Below are 20,098 nucleotides of genomic sequence, written 5' to 3'. Positions count from 1 at the left end.
CTATGACCGACGTCCGGATCACCCACGTCGGCGGGCCGACCACGCTCATCGAGGTCGACGGGCTGCGGCTGCTGACCGACCCCACCTTCGACCCGCCGGGCCGGCGGTACACGTTCGGGTGGGGGTCGGCGTCCCGCAAGAACACCGGCCCCGCGTTGGCGGCCGGCGATCTGCCGCCGATCGACGCCGTGCTGCTCACCCACGACCAGCACGGCGACAACCTGGACACGGCGGGGCGCGCGCTGCTGCCGACCGCCCGGGTGGTCCTCACGACCCGGGCCGCGGCCCGTCGGCTGGGCGGCAACGCCGTCGGGCTCGCGCCCTGGCAGACCGCCACCATCGGGTACGACGACGGCCGGCTGCTGGTCACCGCGACACCGGCCCGGCACGGCCCCCCGCTCAGCCGCGCCATCACCGGGGCGGTGACCGGCTTCGCCCTGCGCCGGCCCGACCACCCCGACGCGTTCTGGATCACCGGCGACACGGTGCTGCACGGCGGCCTACGCCGGGTGGCCGATCGGCTGGTCGTCCGGACGGCGCTGCTGCACCTCGGGGCGGTCCGGTTCGGCGTCACCGGGCCGGTCCGCTACAGCCTGAACGCCCGGGAGGCCGTCGAGCTGTGCCGGCTGCTGCGCCCCCGGACGGTGCTGCCCGTGCACTACGAGGGCTGGGGACACTTCCAGGAGGGCCGGGAGCCGGTCGAGCGGGCCTTCGCCGCCGCACCCGAGCAGGTGCGGTCGGCACTGCGCTGGCTGCCGATCGGCACCCCGGTGACGCTCCCCGACGCCCTCTGAGCCGCCCGGCCCGGTCCCGGCGGCCGCCGGAGGCGCGGACTACTTCCCGTGCGGGTCGCTGCGGTTGAGGGCCGCGACGACCTGGTCGTAGTCGCCGCGCGCCTCGCCGTAACGGAGGAACTTCACCCGCTCGACCTGGATCTCCTTCGCGTCCGGCTGCGTCTCGATCAGGCCGACCACCTCCGTGACGAACTCGTCGAGCGGCATGGCGACCTCGTTGGTCTCCTGGCCGGGCATCAGCGCCGTCCGCACCGACGGGGGCACCAGTTCCAGCACCTGCACGCTCGTGTCCGCGAGTTGCAGCCGCAGCGACTCGCTGAGCATGTGGATCGCGGCCTTCGAGGCGTTGTAGCTCGGGGTGACCTTCAGCGGGGTGAACGCGAGGCCCGAGGAGACGGTGACGATCGTGGCGTCCGGCCGGGTCTGCAGGTGCTCGACGAACGCGGCGATCAGGCGGATCGGCCCGAGCACGTTCGTGGTGACCACGGACTCGGCGGACGCGAGGAAGCTCTCCGGCCGGTGCCAGTCCTCGGCCCGCATGATCCCCGCCATCGTGACCAGGACGTTGAGGTCGGGGTGCCGCTCCAGCACCTCCTTGGCCGCGGCGTCGATGCTCGCCGCGTCCGCCGTGTCGATCTGCACGGTGTCGATCCCCGGGTGCTCCGCCGCGAGCTGCCGCAGCAGGTCGGCGCGCCGACCACCGATGATGATCCGGTTGCCCCGCTCGTGCAGCTTCAGGGCGAGCGCGAGACCGATCCCGCTCGTCGAGCCGGGGATGAAGATGGTGTTTCCCGAGATGTTCATGCCCCCACGGTGCGCCGGGGCCCGCGGCGGCGGAAGAGAGCGCCCATCGGGGGATCCGCGATCCCTGGTTGACGCCGCGACCGGACGGATACTGGGGCCATGGACCGCGCCGCGCTCGCCGATTTCCTGCGTCGCCGCCGGGAGGCGTTGCAACCCGGGGACGTCGGGCTGGCACCCGGCCCACGCCGCCGGGCCCGAGGGCTGAAGCGGGAGGAGGTCGCCTCGCTCGCCGCGATGTCGACCGACTACTACACCCGCCTGGAGCAGCAGCGCGGCCCGCAGCCGAGCGAGCAGATGCTCGCGTCGCTCGCGCGGGCGCTGCGGCTGACCGGTGGTGAACGGGACTACCTGTTCCAGGTGGCCGGGCGTAACGCGCCCACCGCCGTGCCGGCCGTCACCCACGTCGCTCCCGCGCTGCTGCGGGTGCTGGACCGCCTCGACGACACCCCGGCGCTGATCCTGTCCAACCTCGGCGAGACGCTCGTCCAGAACCGGATGGCCGCGGCCCTGTTCGGCGACCAGTCCGGCCACACCGGCCTGGCCCGCAGCGAGATCTACCGGTGGTTCACCGACCCGACCGAACGGCTGCGCTACCCGGAGGACGACCGCGACCGGCAGAGCCGCGCCCTGGTGGCGACGCTGCGGGCCGCGTACGGGTCGATGGGCCCGCAGTCGCGGGCCGGCGAGTTCGTGCGGGCGCTGCGGAAGGCGAGCCCGGAGTTCGTCGAGCTGTGGGAGCGGCACGAGGTCGGCCGACGGTTCGCCGACCACAAGACGCTCATCCATCCGGAGTTGGGGCCGATCGAGCTGGACTGCCAGGCGCTGTTCACCGAGGACCAGTCCCAGGCGCTGCTGGTGCTCACCGCTCCGCCGCGCAGCGAGGGCCACGAGAAGCTCCAGCTGCTCCGGGTGCTGGGGCACGAACGCTTCCCCAGCGACCTGCTCCCCGGCTGAGTGACGGCCCCGGTCGCGACCTGGCGGGACGCGACGAGTGCGGCCCGGGCCGCGACTCACCGGCCGGCCGCTACCACCGGGGAGACCGGCCGGCCATGAGATGGTCGAGCTGAAGGGCGGCGGAGATGAGGGACAGGTGGCTGAACGCCTGCGGGTAGTTGCCGATCTGCTCGCCGTTGGGCGCGATCTCCTCGGAGTAGAGGCCGAGCCGGTTGCTGTAGGTGAGCATCTTCTCGAAGGTCAGCCGAGCCTCGTCCAGCCGGCCGGCCTCGGCCAGTGCCCGCACGTACCAGAAGCTGCACATGCTGAAGGTTCCCTCGCTACCGGCCAGGCCGTCGGGTGACGCGGCCGGGTTGTAGCGGTAGACGAGGCTGTCGGAGACGAGTTCGTCCTCCATGGCCCGCAGCGTCGACACCCACATCGGGTCGGTCGCCGACACGAAGTCGAGTGACGGCATGACCAGCAGCGAGGCGTCCAGCACGTCGGTCCGGTAGTGCTGCACGAACGCGCCACGTCCACGGTGGTACCCCTGGGACATGATCTGGTCGTAGATCGCGTCCCGGTTGCGCATCCACATCGCCGTGTCGGCCGGGCGGCCGTTGTGGCGGGCCAGGCGGATGCCGCGATCGAGCGCCACCCAGGACATCAGCCGTCCGTAGGTGAAGTCCTGTCGGCCGCCCCGGGTCTCCCAGATGCCGTCCTCGGGCTGGTCCCAGTTGTCACAGAGCCAGTCGACGATCCGGACCATGCTCCGCCAACCCTCGTGGGAGCCGTGCATGCCGTTGGCGGCGGCCCGGTGGATGGCGTGGACGACCTCACCGTAGATGTCGAGCTGGAGCTGACCGGCCGCGTCGTTGCCGATCCGCACCGGGGCCGACCCCCGGTAGCCCTCCAGATGGTCGAGCACCTCCTCGGTGAGGTCCCGCCGCCCGTCGACGCGGTACATGATCTGCAGCGGTACGCCCTCGTTCGCGCTCGCCACGACCCGGTCCTCGACCCAGCCCAGATACCGCTGGGCCTCCTCGGTGAAGCCCACGCTGAGCAGCGCGAACACGGAGGTGGAGGCGTCGCGGATCCAGGCGTAGCGGTAGTCCCAGTTGCGTTCCCCGCCGACCTGCTCGGGCAGACCGGCGGTGGGCGCGGCCACCAGCGCGCCGCTGGGGGCGTACGTCATCAGCTTCAGCGTGATCGCCGACCGTTCGACGACCTCCCGCCACCGCCCCTCGTAGCGGTAATCCGCCAGCCACTGCCGCCAGTAGTCGCGCGTCTGGTCCATCAGGTCCCAGGCTTCGTCGGGCGTGACGACGCGCGGCGTGTCCCCGGCCGTCTCCAGGATCACGCCGCCCACCTGGCCCTCGTGCAGCGTGCCGACCAGGTGGACGCCCTCGTCGCTGCGCCGGACCTCGCCGTCCTCGAACAGCCGGCCGCCGCCTCGGATGGGGCTGAGGTTCACGGTGAGGGTCGCACCGCGGAAGACCACCCCGTCCGGCCGGATGTCCACCTCGTGCCGCCCGCGGGCGTAGTCGAAGCGGGGCTGGCAGTCGATGCGGAACCGCATGGTGCCCCGGACCACCTGCACGATGCGGACCAGGCGGTGCCGGTCGGTGGCCTGCTCACCCGTCACCGGCATGAAGTCGATCACCTCGCCCACGCCGTCCGGCGTGAGGAAACGGGTGATCAGGATGGGTGTGCTGGGCAGGTACAGCTGCTTGCTGGTGTAGTCGGCGCCGTCCGGGGAGATCCGGAAGTGGCCGCCCCGGCGCGTGTCCAGCAGGGCGGCGAAGATGCTCGGGGAGTCGAACCGGGGGGCGCAGAACCAGTCCACGGCCCCGTCGTCGGTCACGAGCGCGGCCGTCTGAAGGTCTCCGATCAGACCGTGCGCCTCCACGGCAGGGTACGAGTCCACCGGCCCTCCATCGCATCGTTCAGGCGGTATGCCCAGCTTAAGACGATTCGATGGGCTGATCCTGGATCAAACTCATAAAAGCACCTAAAGTGCACCACCAGGCGACCGCTCAGCAGGGGAACCCGTGCCATCGACGAATCACCGCCCGCAGGCGCACTCGCCCCTGCGGACCCGGGACGCGCCGAAACAACCCGCGTTCCTCGAACTCTTCTTCGACCTGGTCTATGTCTTCGCCCTCACCCAGCTCACCCATCTCCTGATCGACGACCTCACCCTGACCGGCGGGTTCGAAGCGCTGGTGCTGTTCCTCGCGCTGTGGTGGCTCTGGGTCCTGACCGCCTGGCTCACCGACCAGTTCGACCCGCAGAACACGTCCGTGCAGTGGTACGTCCTCGTGGCCATGTTCGGCATCCTGCTGATGGCCATCCAGGTGCCGAAGGGATTCGACGGCAACGGGCTCTTCTTCGGCGTGATCTTCACGGTCATCAACCTGACGCGCTTCCTCTTCGTCGTGTGCGTGGCGCGCGGCACCGCCGTGCTGCGGCACGCGACGCGCGCCTGGTTCTGGGCCGCCATCTCGACGGCACTCTGGATCCCGGGCGCCTTCCTCGACGGGTGGGCGCGCGGCATCGTATGGCTGGCCGCCCTGGCCATCGACTATGTCTCCGCCGCGCTGCGCTGGCCGACCCCCTGGCGGAAGCGTCAGCAGAACACGCCCGTGCTCGAGATCATCGCGACGCACCTGGCCGAGCGCTACCGACAGGTCTTCATCATCGCGCTCGGCGAGATAGTCCTGATCATGGGCCTGACCTTCAGCACCAGCGGCTACGAGAACTTCACCCTCGACCGGACCCTGGTGCTCACCCTGTCGTACGTCAGCGCCGCCCTCATGTGGCGGCTCTACATCTACCAGGCCGGATCCCAGCTCGCCCCGGCCATCGCGGCGTCCCGAAACCCGCACCGCCTCAGCCAGTGGTCCGCGTACGCGCACATCGCCATGATCGCCGGCAGCATCCTGACCGCCGTCGGCTTCACCCTGGCCATCGACCATCCGACCGAAATGACACCGGCCGCGTGGATCGCGGGCATCACCGGCGGCCCCGCCCTGTTCCTGGCCGGACGGGCCGGCTTCGAATACGTGATCTTCGGCCGGATAACGCCGCCCCGGCCGGTCGGCATCGTCGTCCTCGCCGCCCTCTCCCCCGCGGCGATCCACCTGAGGCCCGAGGTCACGCTGGCCGCGGCGACCCTCGTCCTCGCCGGCATCGCCGTCTGGGACACCGCGAGCGGCTACCGGCGGGCGCCGAAGCAGGTCGCACCACCGGCCTGAGGCAGCCGCCGCATTCGTCCCGGAAGCCACCGGATCACCGAGCTGGCCTGCGGGACCAGCCGACCCGGCACGCTGACCTCGGCCGGTCACGTGATAGCAATGGCCGCGTGAGCGAGATCCAGATCCGTCGTGCCACCGAAACAGACCTCCCGGCCGCCGCAGAACTGCGCTGGCAATGGCTGCTGGAGCTGGATCAGCGACCCCAGGGCAGCCGGGAGGATTACATCGCCTACCTCACCGAGTGGGCTCGTAGCGCTCCCGGGCACGAATGTTTCCTCGCGGCCCGAGGCGACGCCGTCATCGGGATGGCCTGGCTGGCGATCACCGATCGCGTGCCGTCCGCGGCCGCCTTCGACCGGCGCTCCGGCGACCTGCAGAGCGTCTACGTACTCGCCGCGGAGCGGCACCACGGCGTCGGCGGGCAGCTCGTACACGCCGTCGCCACCCGGGCGGCTGAACTCGGACTGGAGCACCTCACCGTGCACGCCCGTGCCTTGGCGATCGACCTCTACCAGCGGCACGGTTTCGCGATGCAGCCCCAGCTGATGCTGCTGAAGCCAGGCGGTTAGTCAGGGCACGCCAGCTGGGCAGAACCGCGGTTTCCCCGTTGCTAACCTTCACCAGCTCCGGGGCGGGCCGCGAGGCCGACGGCATCGATGCCGGCAAGCACACAGATTTCGTCGTTGTCGCCGGCGTCGCCGGAGGCGCCGACCGCGCCGATCACCGCCGCGTTCGCGTCGAGGATCAACACCCCGCCCGGTGAAGGGATCATTCGTCCGCCGGTAGCAGCCGATGCGGCCATGACGAAGGCCGGGAAACTCTCCGCGCGCTCCATCAACTCCCGGGTGCCGAAGCCCATGCCCAACGCTCCCCACGCCTTCGCGTGCGCCAGGTGGAATCGCGCGAAACCCGCTCCGTCCTCGCGCTGGAAGGCGAGGAGGTGGCCACCGGCATCCAGCACGGCGACGGCCAGCGGATCGAGATTCATCGCCCGCCCGTGGGCGATCGCAGCGGCGATGATCCTGTTGGCTTGCTCCAGCTTGAGCACTGTCATGCTCTCATTCGGTTGTCCGCCAATTTCGGCGAGACGATACCGCACGACCACATGCCGCCCAGGAAGGCGTTCACGCACCATCCGGGGCCGGCCTGCGGAACGGCGAGCGTCGAAGCTGGTCGCGCCACCAGCCTTGAGGCACCAGCCGTGATCGTCCCGGAAACCGCCGGCTCACCGAGGGGAGACGGCCGCGTCCGGGCGAGGCGGCGAGAGCGCCATCTTCTGCCAGTTGCGGAAGACGAAGCGGTGCACCGACTTCAACCCGACCCACAGTGCGGGATACAGCGCGGCGCGCCGGAGCCCTCGGACGGTCACGGTGGTCGTCCGGGTGATCCGTGTGCCGCGACCGGCGGGGGTCAGCTCGAACAGATCCGCCAACTGGTCGACATAGCGGTGGAAGCCGAGATCCGTCGACTCCATGTGGAACGCCAGCCGGGCCGGTGGCTCCCACACGGTGATCCGCTGCCGCACCACCCCCTGCTCCGAGACACACTGCCGGGCCGCGTCCACCTCACCCTCACCGTCGGGCAAGCGGCACATCGTCGGCCTGGGCGTGCCCAGGTAGAACACCGGGCACCGGGGCTGGAGTTCGAGGCGAGAGTCGCAGAGCGCCGGCCACAACACCTCCGGCGGGTGCGGGACGGTCCACCGCGTACGCACGATCACGCGGCCCACCGTAGTGCCGACGTGCTACCCGCGCGCGTGCCGCAGCAACCGAAACTGGCCGATCTCGGTGGCGTCCAGGTCCGCGTCGTCGAGCCGGCCGAGAACCGTCTTGTCCGGAATGACGAAGGGCGTCCGCCGTGTCCGGCGAACGCCCTTATCGCGAAGGGTGGAGCCGAGGGGACTCGAACCCCTGACCCCCACACTGCCAGTGTGGTGCGCTACCAGCTGCGCCACGGCCCCTTGCGGTTGTCCCGGTCGCCCGGGCACTGGCGAAACTATACACATGTCGGCGGGCGTGGTCATCTCGCGGGGTACCCACCCCCGCCCCGGCCCCGGCCACTCGGACTCCGGCCGTCAGTTCAGCGCCACGTCCGGCGGGAAGTGGGCCACGGCGGCCATCATCCCGCCCTGGCGGCGCAGCACCATCGGCCACAGGTCGTCGGGCCGGTCGACGAAGGCGTCGCCGGGCAGCGCGTCGAGCACGAACCAGGAGCCCTCCTCGATCTCGCTCTCCAGCTGCCCGGAGCCCCAGCCCGAGTAGCCGGCGAAGACCCGGATGCCGCCGACGCTCTCCCGCACCCGCTCCGGATCGACCGAGAGGTCGATCGTGCCGACCGCGCCGGAGACCTGGTGGAATCCTTTGAGCCGGGTCACCGGCTGCCGCATCCGGGCGAGGCAGATGGCCGAGTCGGGCTGCACGGGCCCGCCCTCGAAGAGCACGGCCGGGTGCCGGGCCAGGTCGCCCCAGTCGCCCAGGACGTCGGAGACCGGCACCTCGGTGGCGCGGTTGAGCACCACGCCGAGTGCCCCGCCCGGCTCGTGAGCGACGAGCAGCACCACCGTACGGTCGAAGTTGGGGTCCTTCAGAGCCGGAGTCGCGACCAGCAGCCGTCCGGTCATCGACTCCATGGCCCGCCCGCCGATCGCCTGGCCCTCTCCCTGCATGTCACGCACCTGTCACCCGTGCTCCGCACGGGAGCCGTTGCCCCGTCGGGCAATTGGGATCCGCGCTGTCAACGCCATGCCTGGCACCATAGCTTGCGCCGGGGTCGGTGGCTAAGGTCTGCGCGGCGGGTGATCGGCCGAAATGAAGGACCGTCGATGGTTCCGACGGCCGATCCGCGGCCACCGACCGTCCACGTCCGGCCGCGTCCGGCCGCGCACGACCGGGGGACGGCGGGGAAAAGCCCGAACTGCCCGGCCTGTCCCGATAGATTCGCAGGGGTCGGGGCGCGCCGTCTCCGGCGAGCCGAGCACGCCCGCGACACGGAGGCAGGTGGCGATGGCAACTGTCCGGGAGACGACGTACGACCTGCTCCGCAGCCTCGGCCTGACCACCGTCTTCGGCAACCCCGGCTCCACCGAGGAGCCCTTCCTCCAGGAGTTCCCGGCCGACTTCCACTACGTGCTCGCGCTGCACGAGGCCTCCGCGGTCGCCATCGCCGACGGGTACGCGCAGGCCACCGGCCGCCCCGCGCACGTCAACCTGCACACCGCGCCGGGCACCGGCAACGGCATGGGCAACCTGGTGACCGCCTGGCACAACAAGACCCCCCTCATCGTCACCGCCGGCCAGCAGGCCCGCGAGATGCTGCTGCTCGAACCCCGGCTGACCAGCCGCCGGGCGACGGAGTTCGCCCAGCCGTACGTGAAGTGGGCCTACGAGCCCGTCCGGGCGCAGGACATCCCCGGCGCGCTGCTGCGGGCGTACGCGACCGCGGTGCAGCCACCGGCCGGCCCGGTCTTCCTCTCGTTGCCCCTGGACGACTGGGCCCAGCCCGCCGACCCGCCCCCGCCGCCGCGCTCGGTGGCCACCCGCTACGCGCCGGACCCGGAGCAGCTCGCACGCTTCGCCGACCTCCTGGCGGGCAGCCGCAACCCGGCCCTGGTGTTCGGCGCGGCGGTGGACCGTGCGGACGCGTGGCCGCTCGCGGCGGCGCTGGCCGAGCGGCTGGCCGCGCCGGTCTGGTCCGCCCCCGCGCCCGAGCGGGCCGGGTTCCCGGAGGACCACCCGCACTACCGGGGGGTGCTGCCGTTCGCGATCGGCCCCCTCGCCGACACGCTGCGCGGCCACGACACGATCCTCGTGGTGGGCGCGCCCGTCTTCCGCTACTACCCCTACGTGCCGGGCGAGTACCTGCCCGACGGGGCCCGGCTGCTGCACGTCACCGACGACCCGGACGAGGTGGCCCGGGCACCGGTCGGTGACAGCGTGCTCGCCGACCCGGGGCTGGCCCTGGCCGCGCTGGTCGACCTCGTGCCGCGCGCCGACCGACCGCCGCCGGACCCGAGCCCCGCGCCGCCCCCGCCGGAGGTCACGACACCGCTGAGCGCCGACGCGTTGTTCGCCGCGCTGGCCCGGCACTGGCCGGCGGACGGGGTGCTGGTGCAGGAGAGTCCGTCCAACCTGTCCGCCCTGCGCCGGCAGCTGCGGATCACCCGGCCGTCGTCGTACTTCACGATGGCCAGCGGTGGGCTGGGCTACGGCCTGCCGGCGGCCGTCGGGGTGGCGCTGGCCGAACGGGACACCGGCCGGGGCCGCCCGGTGGTGGCGGTGATCGGTGACGGCTCGTTCCACTACTCGGTGCAGGCGCTGTGGACGGCCGCGCGGCTGCGGCTGCCGCTGGTCGTCGTGGTGCCGGTCAACCAGCAGTACGCGATCCTCAAGGCGTTCGCCGAGCTCAAGGACACGCCGGGCGTGCCCGGCCTGGACCTGCCGGGCCTGGACCTCACGGCCGTGGCGCGGGGATACGGCTGCGACGCCCGCGTGGTGCAGACGCCGGACGAGCTCGGTGAGGCGCTCGCCGACGGGCTGGCGGCGGACGGCCCGACCGTGCTGCCGGTGCCGATCAGCACCGACCCGCCCCGGATCCTCTGACCGGCACGCCCGGCACGGCCGCCGCCGACCGGCGATCACACGCCCCGGTGGTGCACCCGGCGTCACCGCGCCGCGAGCCGCAGCGGAGCGCCGGTGAGCACGTCCAGCAGGGGGCGGGCGCCCAGCGGCGCTTTCAGCGTGACGGTGACCGGTGCCAGCTTCAGCTGCTCGGTGCAGATTCCGCTGGCCCGGGTCACCCCGCCACCGACGACCACGACGTCGTCACGCTCCTGCACGAGCGGGGTGATGTCGGTGTCGCAGGCGCCCACACCCAGCCGGTAGGTGACGCGGAGACCCTCCACCATTTGGAGGTCCTGTGCGCCGACCACGCCGTCGGGGGCGCCGCGCTGCGGGGTGCGGGGCTCCGGGGCGGCCTCGGTCGCCTGCGGCGCCACCGCCACGCGGGCCACCGGGGCCGCCAACTCCCGCACCGTGAACAGCCACGCCGGCACCTGCGCCTCACCCCGACTGGTCCGTACGGGCGCGGTCCCCAGCCGCACGGCGGTGACGGTCAGCGGGGTGCAGGCGGACTGCGGCGGACCGGTCACCCAGCCGTCCGGTCCGGGCTCGATCATCGGACCGCCCTTGGTCCGGGGCGGCGGCGACTGGGGGCCCTCCTCGCACGGCGGCGGGTCCCCCTGGTCGAGTCCCCGGTACGCCTCGGCGGCACTCACCAGCGGCACGGTCAGCGTGCCGTCCGGGAAGCGGATCGTGCCGTCGGCCTCGCGGCCACCGGGCAGCGGGGCCTGCGCACGGTACCAGCCGGCCTGGTACGCCAGCTCGGTGTCCGGCGTGAACCGCGGGTCGCCGGTCAGCACGGTGGGGCCCTCCAGCGGCACGTACCCGTGGGTCCACGTCGGATCGGGTCGCCACGCCTCGGCGGTCTCGGTGGCCCGCTGCGAGAACCCCTCCCAGCGGTGGTCCGGGCTGGTGGCGCCGCCGGGAGCGGCGGGGGTGGAGCCGGCCTGGGCGCACCCGGCGGCCAGCATCAGCAGCGACAGGCTCAGCAGGACGAGTGGTCGACGCATGGCGGTAGGACGTGCGGCGTCGGCCGGCGGTTCCGCCGCGCGCCCGGCCCACCGGTCGACGGTTGCCGCCACGCCCCGGCCACCGGTCGGCGTCGGCCGGATCGGATGCCGGCGAGGCTCAGGTCTCGCCGCCGAGGTCGGTCTCGTAGGCCTGCCAGAGCAGGTCGGCGCCGCGCTGCCGGTGGCGCGCCAGTGCGCCGAGCAGGTGGGCGGTGAGTCCGCGCAGCTCGTCCGCCGACGTGTCGGGCAGCTCGACGGCCCGTTGGATGGCCGCGACCATCGCGGCGATCACGGCGTGTTCCCGGGTCAGCAGACGCACCCCGTGGTCGAGCCGGGGCGCCTGCGCCAGCAACTCGGCGTAGAGGCCGCCCGGCCCCTCGGTGGCCCGTACGTGGGCGGCGAAGCCTCGCCGGACCGGCGTCAGTCGGATCATCGCCCGCTGCCGCCAGCACGGCTGCCCGGCCGCAGCGGCCAACGCCCGGTCGAGCACCCGCAGGTCACCGAGGAGGGTGACCGGGTGCGGGCGGGCGGCGGGCGGCCGGAGCGCCCCGGGAACGGCGGACGGTTGCCGGATCGGTTGGGTGGCCATGGGACACCTCCCGCGCTGCGTCAGACCGCGTACGCCGATGGTGAACCCGTGGCCCTCGACTGTCCAGGTGCCCGGGGCGCCTCATCCGTCCCAGTGGCCCCAGCAGACCCGCGTGTCACTGCTGTCCCGGGAGAACGACTGGGAGAACGACTGTGCGCCCCGGTCCGGTGGACCGGGGCGCACAGGTCAGGTGGTGGAGGTGCCGGGAATCGAACCCGGGTCCTTCGCCGGTTTGTCAGGGCTTCTCCGAGCGCAGCTCGCTATGCCTCTACTCGGCCCCACCGCTCACGCGAGCAAGTTGGTGTGACGGGCCCAGTCGCTGATTGATCTCGCCGCACGGACCCCGCGACCGGGTCCGATTGGCCAGCCTTCTAGCTGATGCCGGCTAACTGGGACGAAGGCGTTCCCAGGCCGACAGACTCACTACTCGCCTCAGGCGGCGAGAGCGAAGTCAGCGCGATTGTTCTTGGCGCTTATTGGTTTCCGACGACCGATTCTCGAGACGACGTCGGCTTCCTCGGCTCGCTTCCCCTGTCGCTGCGTACGAAGTCGAAACCAGTCACCCCCTCGACAGGCCGCCGATCTGGCGGCACTGACAAGACTAACGCTTGGCGCAACCTGTTTCATCCCGAGCCCCGGGTCGGCACGCCGACCCCGGCCAACAGGACAAATCAGTCATCCATTCCCTTGCCACGCCGGCCGCTGACCCGAGCGATCTCCCGTTCCGCGTCCCGCTTGGCGAGGTCCTGGCGCTTGTCGTACGACTTCTTGCCCTTGGCGAGAGCGATCTCCACCTTCGCCCAGCCGTCGGCGAAGTAGACCTGCAACGGGACCAGCGTGTGGCCGCCCTCGCGGGTCTTACCGATCAGCCGGTCGATCTCCAGACGCTTCAGCAGCAACTTCCGGGTGCGCCGGGGCTCGTGGTTGGTCCAGGTGCCCTGCGTGTACTCCGGGATGTGCATGCCGTGCAGGTAGAGCTCACCGTCGCGCTCCTGCGCGAAGGCGTCCACCAGCGAGGCACGGCCGGCGCGCAGCGACTTGACCTCGGTGCCGGTCAACGCCATGCCCGCCTCGTACGTGTCGAGAATGGCGTAGTCGTGCCGCGCCTTGCGGTTGGAGGCGACAACCTTGCGTCCCTTTTCCCGTGGCATCGGCGCCACCTCCCTTCCTGGATACGCCGGCGGACGGAGACGACCCGGCCGGACGGCGGAGATCATGCTACCCGAATGACAAGGGCCCTCCCGCGCCGTTTATTCCTGGCGCGGGAGGGCCCCGACGACGAGACCGGGACGACCCGTACGGCGACTAGACCCGCAGGTAGAACCGGAGCGTGACCCACGCGGTGACCGCGCTGACCAGGCCACCGATCAGGGCCATGAACGGGAAGACGAACAGGATGTCGCCCCAGCTGACCGGGGACAGCAGGCCCTGCAGCGCCTGGAGCGAGCCGTCGAAGAGCAGATACTTCGCGAGGATCAACGCCACCAGACCGAGCAGTGCGCCGATCAGGCCGGCGACGACAGCCTCCAGCACGAACGGCGCCTGGATGAACCAGTTCGACGCGCCGACGAGTTTCATGACCGCGACCTCACGCCGCTTGCTGTACGCGGCCACCTGGATGGTGTTCGCGACCAGCAGCAGTGCCGCGATGGCCATCACGATCGCGGCCGCCAGTGCGATGTTCTGGATGGCGGTGAGGATGTTGAAGATCTTGTCCAGCAACCGGCTCTGGTCGACGATCTCGTCGACCCCCTCGGAGTCCTTGTACTGGTCGTAGATGTTCTTGTACTGCTCGGGGTTGACCAGCTTCAACCGGAACGACTCGGGCAGCTGGTCCGGCTTCACGGCGTTCACCAGGTCGGGCGCGTCCTGGTACATCTCCTTGAAGCGCTTGTACGCCTCGTCCTTGTTGACGTACAGGACCTCCTTGATCAGGGGGTCGCTCTTCAGCTTGCCGTCCAGGTCGGTGCGCTGCTGCTCGGTCACCTCCTGGGTCAGGAAGATCGAGACCTCGATGTTCTTGTAGTAGAGGTCCTTCATGTCGTCGACCTGGCGGTACATGAGACCGCTGGCGCCGAGCATGGTCAGCGAGACCGCCATCGTGATGATCATCGCGATGGTCATGGTCACGTTGCGCCACAGTCCGACCAGTACCTCGGACAGGACGTATTTCACGCGCATCGGGATTTCCTCCGGGTCTCCGGCATGAGGTGTTCGTCGTCAGTCAGGCGGCGGGGTGGAGTTCAGCTCACCCGTAGACGCCGCGGGCCTGGTCGCGCACGATGCGGCCGCTCTCGATCTCGATGACGCGGCGGCGCATCTGGTTCACGATGTTGGAGTCGTGCGTGACCATCACGACGGTCGTGCCGGTGCGGTTGATCCGGTCCAGCAGGCGCATGATCTCGATCGACGTGTCCGGGTCCAGGTTTCCGGTCGGCTCGTCGGCCAGCAGGATCAGCGGACGGTTCACGAAGGCCCGAGCGACGGCCACCCGCTGCTGCTCACCACCGGAGAGCTCGTGCGGGTAGCGGTGCTCCTTGCCACCGAGCCCGACCAGCTCCAACACCTCGGGGACGACCCGGCGGGCGACCGCCTTCGTCTTGCCGATCACCTCAAGGGCGAACGCGACGTTCTCGTACGCGGTGCGGTTCGGCAGCAGCCGGAAGTCCTGGAAGACGCAGCCGATCGAACGCCGGAAATGCGGTCGCTTCCACGAACGCATCGATGTGACGTCCTTGCCGTTCACGACGACGCGGCCCTTGTTGGGGCTGACCTCGTGCAGCAGCATCTTGATGATCGTGGACTTGCCGGAGCCGGATGGCCCGATGAAGAAGACGAACTCGCCCTTGTCGATGGAGACGGACACGTTGTCGAGCGAAGGCCGGGACGCCTTCGGGTACGTCTTCGTCACTTGCTCAAGCTGAATCACGGGTGGTGAGTCTACGCGGTGTAACCGAAGAGCCAAGTCCCACGCCCCGCCGAAGCGGATCGCGTCATCGATTTAGTGGGTTGTGCCGAGATCGATGACGCGCTCCGCCCGCGGACCGTCACGCACTGTCGCCGGCAAGCTCCCGCTGCTTGCGCCAACGGATTCCGGCTTCGATGAAGCTGTCCAACTCGCCGTCGAAGACCGCGCTCGGATTGCCGGTCTCCTGCTCCGTTCGGAGATCCTTCACCATCTGATACGGGTGCAGGACGTACGACCGCATCTGGTCGCCCCACGAGCCGGCGGCGTCGGTCTTCAGACCCTGGAGCTTGGCCTGCTCCTCCTGGCGCTTGCGCTCCAGCAGCCGGGCCTGGAGCACCCGCAGCGCGGACGCCTTGTTCTGCAGCTGGGACTTCTCGTTCTGGCAGGTCACCACGATGCCGGTCGGGATGTGCGTGATCCGCACCGCCGAGTCGGTGGTGTTGACGCTCTGCCCACCCGGGCCCGAGGAGCGGTAGACGTCGATCCGCATCTCGTTCTCGGGGATGTCGATGTGGTCGGTCTGCTCCACCACGGGCAGCACCTCGACGCCGGCGAAGCTGGTCTGCCGGCGGCCCTGGTTGTCGAACGGGCTGATCCGGACCAGTCGGTGGGTGCCCGACTCGACGCTGAGGGTGCCGTAGGCGTAGGGCACCTTGACCGTGAAGGTGGCGGACTTGAGGCCGGCCTCCTCCGCGTACGAGGTCTCGTAGACCTCGGTCGGGTAGCCGTGCCGCTCGGCCCAGCGCAGGTACATCCGCAGCAGCATCTCGGCGAAGTCCGCCGCGTCGACACCGCCGGCGCCGGCGCGGATGGCCACCAGGGCCTCCCGGGAGTCGTACTCGCCGGAGAGCAGCGTGCGGACCTCCATCTCCTGGATGGCCTTGGCCAGCCCGGTGATCTCGCTCTCCACCTCGCCGAGCACGCCCGGGTCGGACTCCGCCTCGGCCAGCTCCAGCAGCACCTGGGCGTCGTCCAGCCGGGAGCGGAGGCTGCCGAGCTTGTCGATCTCGCCGTTGACGTACGACAGCTGGGAAGTCACCTGCTGCGCCTTGGCCTGGTCGTCCCAGAGATCGGGGGCGGAAGCGGCCTCCTCGAGGCGGGCCTTGTCCTCACGCAGCCGATCAAGGTCGAGCACGGCCTCGATGTTGCGCAGGGTGGCGTCGAGTTCCTTGAGCTGTTCGGCGTAGTCGGCAGCGGTCACGACAGACAAGACTACTGCGCGGGCCGGCGGTGGGCGTGCGAGGCCCGCGGTCGCCGACGGAAAACCGCCCAGGTGACGCCGGCACGATGGCGGGCGACCCCGGGGACGGACCGGTCGGAGATCACCCGACCGGTGCGGTCTTCAGCCAGGACAGCGCCGCCTTGTGGTAGGCCACGGCGAACTCCAGGGCGCTGGCGTCGTACGTCTCGCCCTCCTTCTTGGCGTTCTTGACCTGCTCCCGGACCTGCGCGAGGGCCTCGGTGTGGTACTCGTTGGCCGACGCGTAGAGGTTCTTCAGCTGGCTGGGCGAGTGCAGCTGGCCGAAGGCCATGCGCAGGGCGATCGGGTTCCGGATGGTGTCCCGGCCGGGGTTTTCGGCCAGCCACTTGGAGAATGTCCGTTTCCCGGACGCGGTGATCGCGTACGGCTGGCTCAGCCGCGGCCCGGGCTTCCCCATCCGGACCAGGCCCCGCTCGGCCAGCACCGGCAACTCCCGGTAGACCTGGCTGCGGGTCATCGACCAGTACGGCGCCAATCTGCGCTCAGCGGCGGCCATCAGCTGGCCGCCTGTCATCGGGCCCTCGTGGAGCAGCCCGAGGAGGGCCGCCGCCGTGGGGTTGACTCCGGAATCCGCCATGGGCATTACGCTGCCACTTTGCCGTCGCGCCGTCCAGGATTTCACGGTTTGCCACCCGACAGGTCTTCCAATGTGCACTGTCGGCCGACGACAGTCCGTTGAGGACCATCGATGGCTGGGGGTCGCGGCCGACGCGCCGGACCCCGGACACGACCCGGGGCCCCCGCCCCCTCCCCGGTGAGGGAGGGACGAGAGCCCCGGTCGGCGCCGGTCAGCCCATGTGCGGGTACGCGTGGTCGGTCGGCGGGACGAACGTCTCCTTGATCGTCCGCGGCGACGTCCACCGCACCAGGTTGTGCCAGGAGCCGGCCTTGTCGTTGGTGCCGCTGGCCCGGGCGCCGCCGAACGGCTGCTGCCCGACCACCGCGCCGGTCGGCTTGTCGTTGACGTAGAAGTTGCCGGCCGCGTACCGCATCTTCTCCGCGACCGCGTCGACCACCTGACGGTCCGTCGCGAAGATCGACCCGGTCAGCGCGTACGGGGCGATGGACTCCGCCTGGGCGACCACCTCGTCGAAGCGGGAGTCCTCGAACACGTGCACGCCGAGGATCGGGCCGAAGTACTCCGTGGTGAAGGTCTCGTGCCCGGCGTCGGTGCACTCGAAGAGCGTCGGCCGCACGAAGTACCCCACCGAGTCGTCGGCGGTGCCGCCGGCCAGCACCCGGCAGGTGTCGTCGCCGGAGATCAACTCCAGCGCGGCGGTGTGCCGGGCGAACGCCTTGTCGTCGATCACCGCGCCGCCGAAGTTACGGAAGTCGGTCACGTCGCCGTACGCCAGCGAGTCCGCCGTGGCGGCCAGCCGGTCGCGCAGGCCACCCTCCCAGATCGACCGCGGGATGTACGCCCGGGAGGCCGCCGAGCACTTCTGGCCCTGGTACTCGTAGGCGCCCCGGATCAGCGCGGTGTGCAGCGCGTCCACGTCGGCGCTGGTGTGCGCGACCACGAAGTCCTTGCCACCGGTCTCGCCGACCAGGCGCGGGTAGCCCCGGTAGCGGGCGATGTTCTCGCCGACCGTCCGCCACAGATGCTGGAAGACCTTGGTCGACCCGGTGAAGTGGATGCCGGCCAGGTCCGGGTCGGCGAGGACCACGTCGGAGACCTCCTCACCGCGCCCGGTGACCATGTTGATCACACCGGGCGGGAGGCCGGCCGCCTCGAACAGCCGCATCGTGAAGTGCGCGGCGAACTGCTGGGTCGGGCCCGGCTTCCACACCACCGTGTTGCCGAGCAGCGCCGGCGCCGACGGCAGGTTGCCGGCGATCGCGGTGAAGTTGAACGGGGTCACCGCGTAGACGAAGCCCTCCAGCGGCCGGTGGTCGAACCGGTTCCAGACGCCGGCCGACGACAGCGGCTGCTCGGCGAGCAGCTTGCGGGCGAAGTACACGTTGAAGCGCAGGAAGTCGATGAACTCGCAGGCCGAGTCGATCTCCGCCTGCACGGCCGTCTTCGACTGGCCGAGCATGGTCGCGGCGTTCAGGGTGTCGCGCCACGGGCCGGAGAGCAGCTCGGCCGCGCGCAGGAAGATGGCCGCGCGCTCCTCGAACGGCAGGGCCCGCCACATCGGGGCCGCCTCCTTCGCCGCCCGCACCGCCGCGCGGGCGTCGTCGTGGGTGGCGTGGCCCGTGACACCCAACACGTGGGCGTGCTTGTGCGGCTGCACCACGTTGATCGACTCGCCGCCGGCCATCCGCTGCTCGCCGCCGATGGTCATCGGCAGGTCGATCCGCTCGGCGGCCAGCTCGGTCAACCTCCGTTGGAGCCGCTCCCGGTCGGCGCTGCCCGGCTCGTAGGTGCGTACCGGCTCGTTGCGCGGCTCGGGTACGGAGAAGACGGCGTCCATGAAGGCTCCTGGCGATCTCGACTGCGGTGGCGGAACCGGACCCGCGGGCACCGACCGGACGGCCGGACGCCGCACACCACCCCGGGATGACCGGCCACGGCGGCGGGACCTGCCGAGATTGTTCCACGCGCCGGTGACCACCCCACCGCCCCGTGCGGGCGTACGCCCTCGTCCGGCACCCCGGCACCGGCACGGATCGACCGGGGTGCGGCCGGTCCCGGGCCGGGTCGGCGGGGGTGTGGCCGGCCCCCGGGTCCGGCCCGGTGCGTGCGGGGGACGGGAAGCGCGGGCGGCTAGGCTGGATGGCCGGTGACGTGCCGACCCGCGAAGGGAAGACGATGACCAAGCAGCCCGGCGGCTCGACCGCCGCGGAGCCGGACCGGCCCGTGGTCGGCGACACCGACGACGCCACGTCGGCGGAGACCGCCGCGACGGCCGGCGACGCGCCGGCTACCGCCGACGAGGCTGCGCACGACGCGGGCGACACCGACGACCTCGGTGGCACCGCCCGGCGCTCGGCGTCCGCGCCGGCCGTCGCGGTGCTCGCCCTGCTCGCGCTGGCCTGGCTGGCCGCGATGCTCTGGTCCACCCGCGAGGTGATCCACTCCGCGTCCGCCGGCATCACCGCGATCAGCCTCTCCGCCTTCGCGTTGCCGGGTGTGATCTCGGCCGCCCTGGTCGCCGGCGCGGCCATGGCCGTCTTCGGCGTCGACCTGCTCGGTCGCCGGGTCGGCGAGCGGGCCACCCTGCGGTTCCTCGCGGCGACCGGCACCGGCGTGCTCATCGGGCTCGCCGCCGCGGTCGTCGTCAACCTCACCTACGCCGACAACTCGATCACCAACGTCATCGCGGGCACGACGGCCGCCGCCGCGATCATCGGCGGCGCGGTGGCCGGCGCCCGGAGCACGCCCGTGGTCGGTGCCGTGGTCGCCGCCGCGCTGGGCACGCTCGTGTTCGTGGTCGCGTTCAGCCGCGCCCGCGACCCGCTGTTCGACCTGTTCGGCGCCGGGGACACGCAGCAGTCGATGGTGGACGCGGCCAAGTGGGTCTCCCGCACCGAATCCCTGCTGGCCGGTCTCGTCGCCGGGCTGCTGGCCTTCGGCTACCTGACCTGGGCGCGACGCCGCGCCGCCGCCCGGGGCGCCACGAACGCGCCGCGCTGGCCCGCGTACCTGCTGGCCGGCGCCGGCCCGGGTCTGCTCCTGCTGCTGGCCGAGATCATCATCCGAGTCGGTGGGCGCTCGCTGCTCGACCTGGCCAGCGCCCTGAGCGAGGCCGACGCGGTGGCCCAGACCAGCCTCGGCACCTCCCGGGTCGACAACGGGATCTGGGTGCTCTTCGTCGGCGCGCTCACCGCGCTGATCGCGTTCGGCCGGACGCTCGGCCCGACCCGCCACGACGACGACCCCGCCCCCGCCGAGCACGAGGCGGGCTGAGCCCGGGCCGTAC

The 20,098-nt window shown here is 71.3% G+C and carries 19 protein-coding genes, 1 tRNA gene and 1 other RNA gene; 6 read left to right on the top strand and 15 right to left on the bottom strand.

The genetic code is table 11. The features are described from left to right. Positions 1 to 2 precede the first annotated feature (2 nt). Entirely contained in the window at positions 3 to 794 is a 792-nt protein-coding gene (locus ACIBTV_RS16205; protein ID WP_396705537.1) for an MBL fold metallo-hydrolase, read from the top strand. A 39-nt stretch (positions 795 to 833) separates the two neighbouring features. Here ACIBTV_RS16205 and ACIBTV_RS16200 read toward each other — a convergent pair whose 3' ends face one another. Next, a complete protein-coding gene (locus ACIBTV_RS16200; protein WP_396705535.1) occupies positions 834 to 1,598 on the bottom strand; it encodes an SDR family oxidoreductase in 765 nt (254 codons plus the stop codon). Between the two features lie 99 nt (positions 1,599 to 1,697). Between ACIBTV_RS16200 and ACIBTV_RS16195 the strand changes: the two genes are divergently transcribed. Continuing rightward, entirely contained in the window at positions 1,698 to 2,552 is an 855-nt protein-coding gene (locus tag ACIBTV_RS16195) for a helix-turn-helix transcriptional regulator (RefSeq protein ID WP_396705533.1), read from the top strand. 70 nt (positions 2,553 to 2,622) lie between these two features. On the opposite strand, the gene ACIBTV_RS16190 is transcribed toward ACIBTV_RS16195, so the two are convergent. Continuing rightward, positions 2,623 to 4,458, bottom strand: a complete 1,836-nt coding sequence (locus tag ACIBTV_RS16190) for a glycoside hydrolase family 15 protein (RefSeq protein ID WP_396705531.1) — start codon at positions 4,456 to 4,458, stop codon at positions 2,623 to 2,625. A 124-nt stretch (positions 4,459 to 4,582) separates the two neighbouring features. On the opposite strand from ACIBTV_RS16190, the gene ACIBTV_RS16185 reads away from it, so the two are divergent. Together ACIBTV_RS16185 and ACIBTV_RS16180 are read left to right on the top strand one after the other, a co-directional pair. Continuing rightward, positions 4,583 to 5,788, top strand: a complete 1,206-nt coding sequence (locus ACIBTV_RS16185; protein WP_396705530.1) for a low temperature requirement protein A — start codon at positions 4,583 to 4,585, stop codon at positions 5,786 to 5,788. A 107-nt stretch (positions 5,789 to 5,895) separates the two neighbouring features. Continuing rightward, positions 5,896 to 6,357 (top strand): GNAT family N-acetyltransferase, encoded by a 462-nt coding sequence (locus ACIBTV_RS16180; RefSeq protein ID WP_396705528.1) that lies wholly within the window; start codon positions 5,896 to 5,898, stop codon positions 6,355 to 6,357. 41 nt (positions 6,358 to 6,398) lie between these two features. On the opposite strand, the gene ACIBTV_RS16175 is transcribed toward ACIBTV_RS16180, so the two are convergent. From ACIBTV_RS16175 to ACIBTV_RS16160, 4 genes are all read right to left on the bottom strand, one after another. Then, positions 6,399 to 6,842, bottom strand: a complete 444-nt coding sequence (locus tag ACIBTV_RS16175) for a heme-binding protein (protein WP_396705526.1) — start codon at positions 6,840 to 6,842, stop codon at positions 6,399 to 6,401. Positions 6,843 to 7,013: 171 nt separating this feature from the next. Then, on the bottom strand, positions 7,014 to 7,508 hold the full coding sequence (locus tag ACIBTV_RS16170) for an SRPBCC family protein (RefSeq protein ID WP_396705524.1): 495 nt from the start codon (positions 7,506 to 7,508) through the stop codon (positions 7,014 to 7,016). 167 nt (positions 7,509 to 7,675) lie between these two features. Further along, positions 7,676 to 7,748 (bottom strand) — tRNA-Ala (locus ACIBTV_RS16165). Between the two features lie 114 nt (positions 7,749 to 7,862). Continuing rightward, complete coding sequence (locus tag ACIBTV_RS16160) at positions 7,863 to 8,453, bottom strand: YqgE/AlgH family protein (protein ID WP_396705522.1); 591 nt, start codon at positions 8,451 to 8,453, stop codon at positions 7,863 to 7,865. Between the two features lie 337 nt (positions 8,454 to 8,790). On the opposite strand from ACIBTV_RS16160, the gene mdlC reads away from it, so the two are divergent. After that, on the top strand, positions 8,791 to 10,386 hold the full coding sequence (gene mdlC / locus ACIBTV_RS16155) for a benzoylformate decarboxylase (RefSeq protein WP_396705521.1): 1,596 nt from the start codon (positions 8,791 to 8,793) through the stop codon (positions 10,384 to 10,386). Positions 10,387 to 10,448: 62 nt separating this feature from the next. On the opposite strand, the gene ACIBTV_RS16150 is transcribed toward mdlC, so the two are convergent. The 9 genes from ACIBTV_RS16150 to pruA all read right to left on the bottom strand — a co-directional run bounded on the left by ACIBTV_RS16150 (position 10,449) and on the right by pruA (position 18,649). Then, entirely contained in the window at positions 10,449 to 11,414 is a 966-nt protein-coding gene (locus ACIBTV_RS16150; protein ID WP_396705519.1) for a hypothetical protein, read from the bottom strand. Between the two features lie 118 nt (positions 11,415 to 11,532). Continuing rightward, entirely contained in the window at positions 11,533 to 12,003 is a 471-nt protein-coding gene (locus ACIBTV_RS16145; RefSeq protein WP_396705517.1) for a hypothetical protein, read from the bottom strand. A 191-nt stretch (positions 12,004 to 12,194) separates the two neighbouring features. Then, positions 12,195 to 12,570: a transfer-messenger RNA gene (gene ssrA / locus ACIBTV_RS16140) on the bottom strand. Between the two features lie 104 nt (positions 12,571 to 12,674). Then, positions 12,675 to 13,154: an SsrA-binding protein SmpB gene (smpB, locus tag ACIBTV_RS16135; RefSeq protein ID WP_396705514.1), complete on the bottom strand. Its 480-nt coding sequence runs from the start codon at positions 13,152 to 13,154 to the stop codon at positions 12,675 to 12,677. Between the two features lie 154 nt (positions 13,155 to 13,308). Continuing rightward, positions 13,309 to 14,184, bottom strand: coding sequence for a permease-like cell division protein FtsX (gene ftsX / locus ACIBTV_RS16130; protein WP_396705511.1), 876 nt, complete (start codon positions 14,182 to 14,184; stop codon positions 13,309 to 13,311). 67 nt (positions 14,185 to 14,251) lie between these two features. Then, the gene (gene ftsE / locus ACIBTV_RS16125; protein WP_091591903.1) at positions 14,252 to 14,932 is read right to left on the bottom strand and encodes a cell division ATP-binding protein FtsE; all 681 of its coding nucleotides are present in this window, start codon (positions 14,930 to 14,932) and stop codon (positions 14,252 to 14,254) included. 118 nt (positions 14,933 to 15,050) lie between these two features. Further along, on the bottom strand, positions 15,051 to 16,172 hold the full coding sequence (gene prfB / locus ACIBTV_RS16120) for a peptide chain release factor 2 (protein WP_396705508.1): 1,122 nt from the start codon (positions 16,170 to 16,172) through the stop codon (positions 15,051 to 15,053). A 121-nt stretch (positions 16,173 to 16,293) separates the two neighbouring features. Then, the gene (locus ACIBTV_RS16115) at positions 16,294 to 16,809 is read right to left on the bottom strand and encodes a PadR family transcriptional regulator (protein WP_396705507.1); all 516 of its coding nucleotides are present in this window, start codon (positions 16,807 to 16,809) and stop codon (positions 16,294 to 16,296) included. Between the two features lie 211 nt (positions 16,810 to 17,020). After that, positions 17,021 to 18,649 carry an L-glutamate gamma-semialdehyde dehydrogenase gene (gene pruA / locus ACIBTV_RS16110; protein ID WP_396705505.1) on the bottom strand — a complete coding sequence of 543 codons (1,629 nt, stop codon included), beginning with the start codon at positions 18,647 to 18,649 and terminating at the stop codon, positions 17,021 to 17,023. A 338-nt stretch (positions 18,650 to 18,987) separates the two neighbouring features. On the opposite strand from pruA, the gene ACIBTV_RS16105 reads away from it, so the two are divergent. Beyond that, complete coding sequence (locus tag ACIBTV_RS16105) at positions 18,988 to 20,085, top strand: hypothetical protein (protein ID WP_396705503.1); 1,098 nt, start codon at positions 18,988 to 18,990, stop codon at positions 20,083 to 20,085. Positions 20,086 to 20,098: the final 13 nt, after the last annotated feature.

The organism is Micromonospora sp. NPDC049366 (genome assembly GCF_044466625.1).
Taxonomy (GTDB): domain Bacteria; phylum Actinomycetota; class Actinomycetes; order Mycobacteriales; family Micromonosporaceae; genus Micromonospora.
This window is presented reverse-complemented; position numbering and strand designations above follow the sequence as displayed.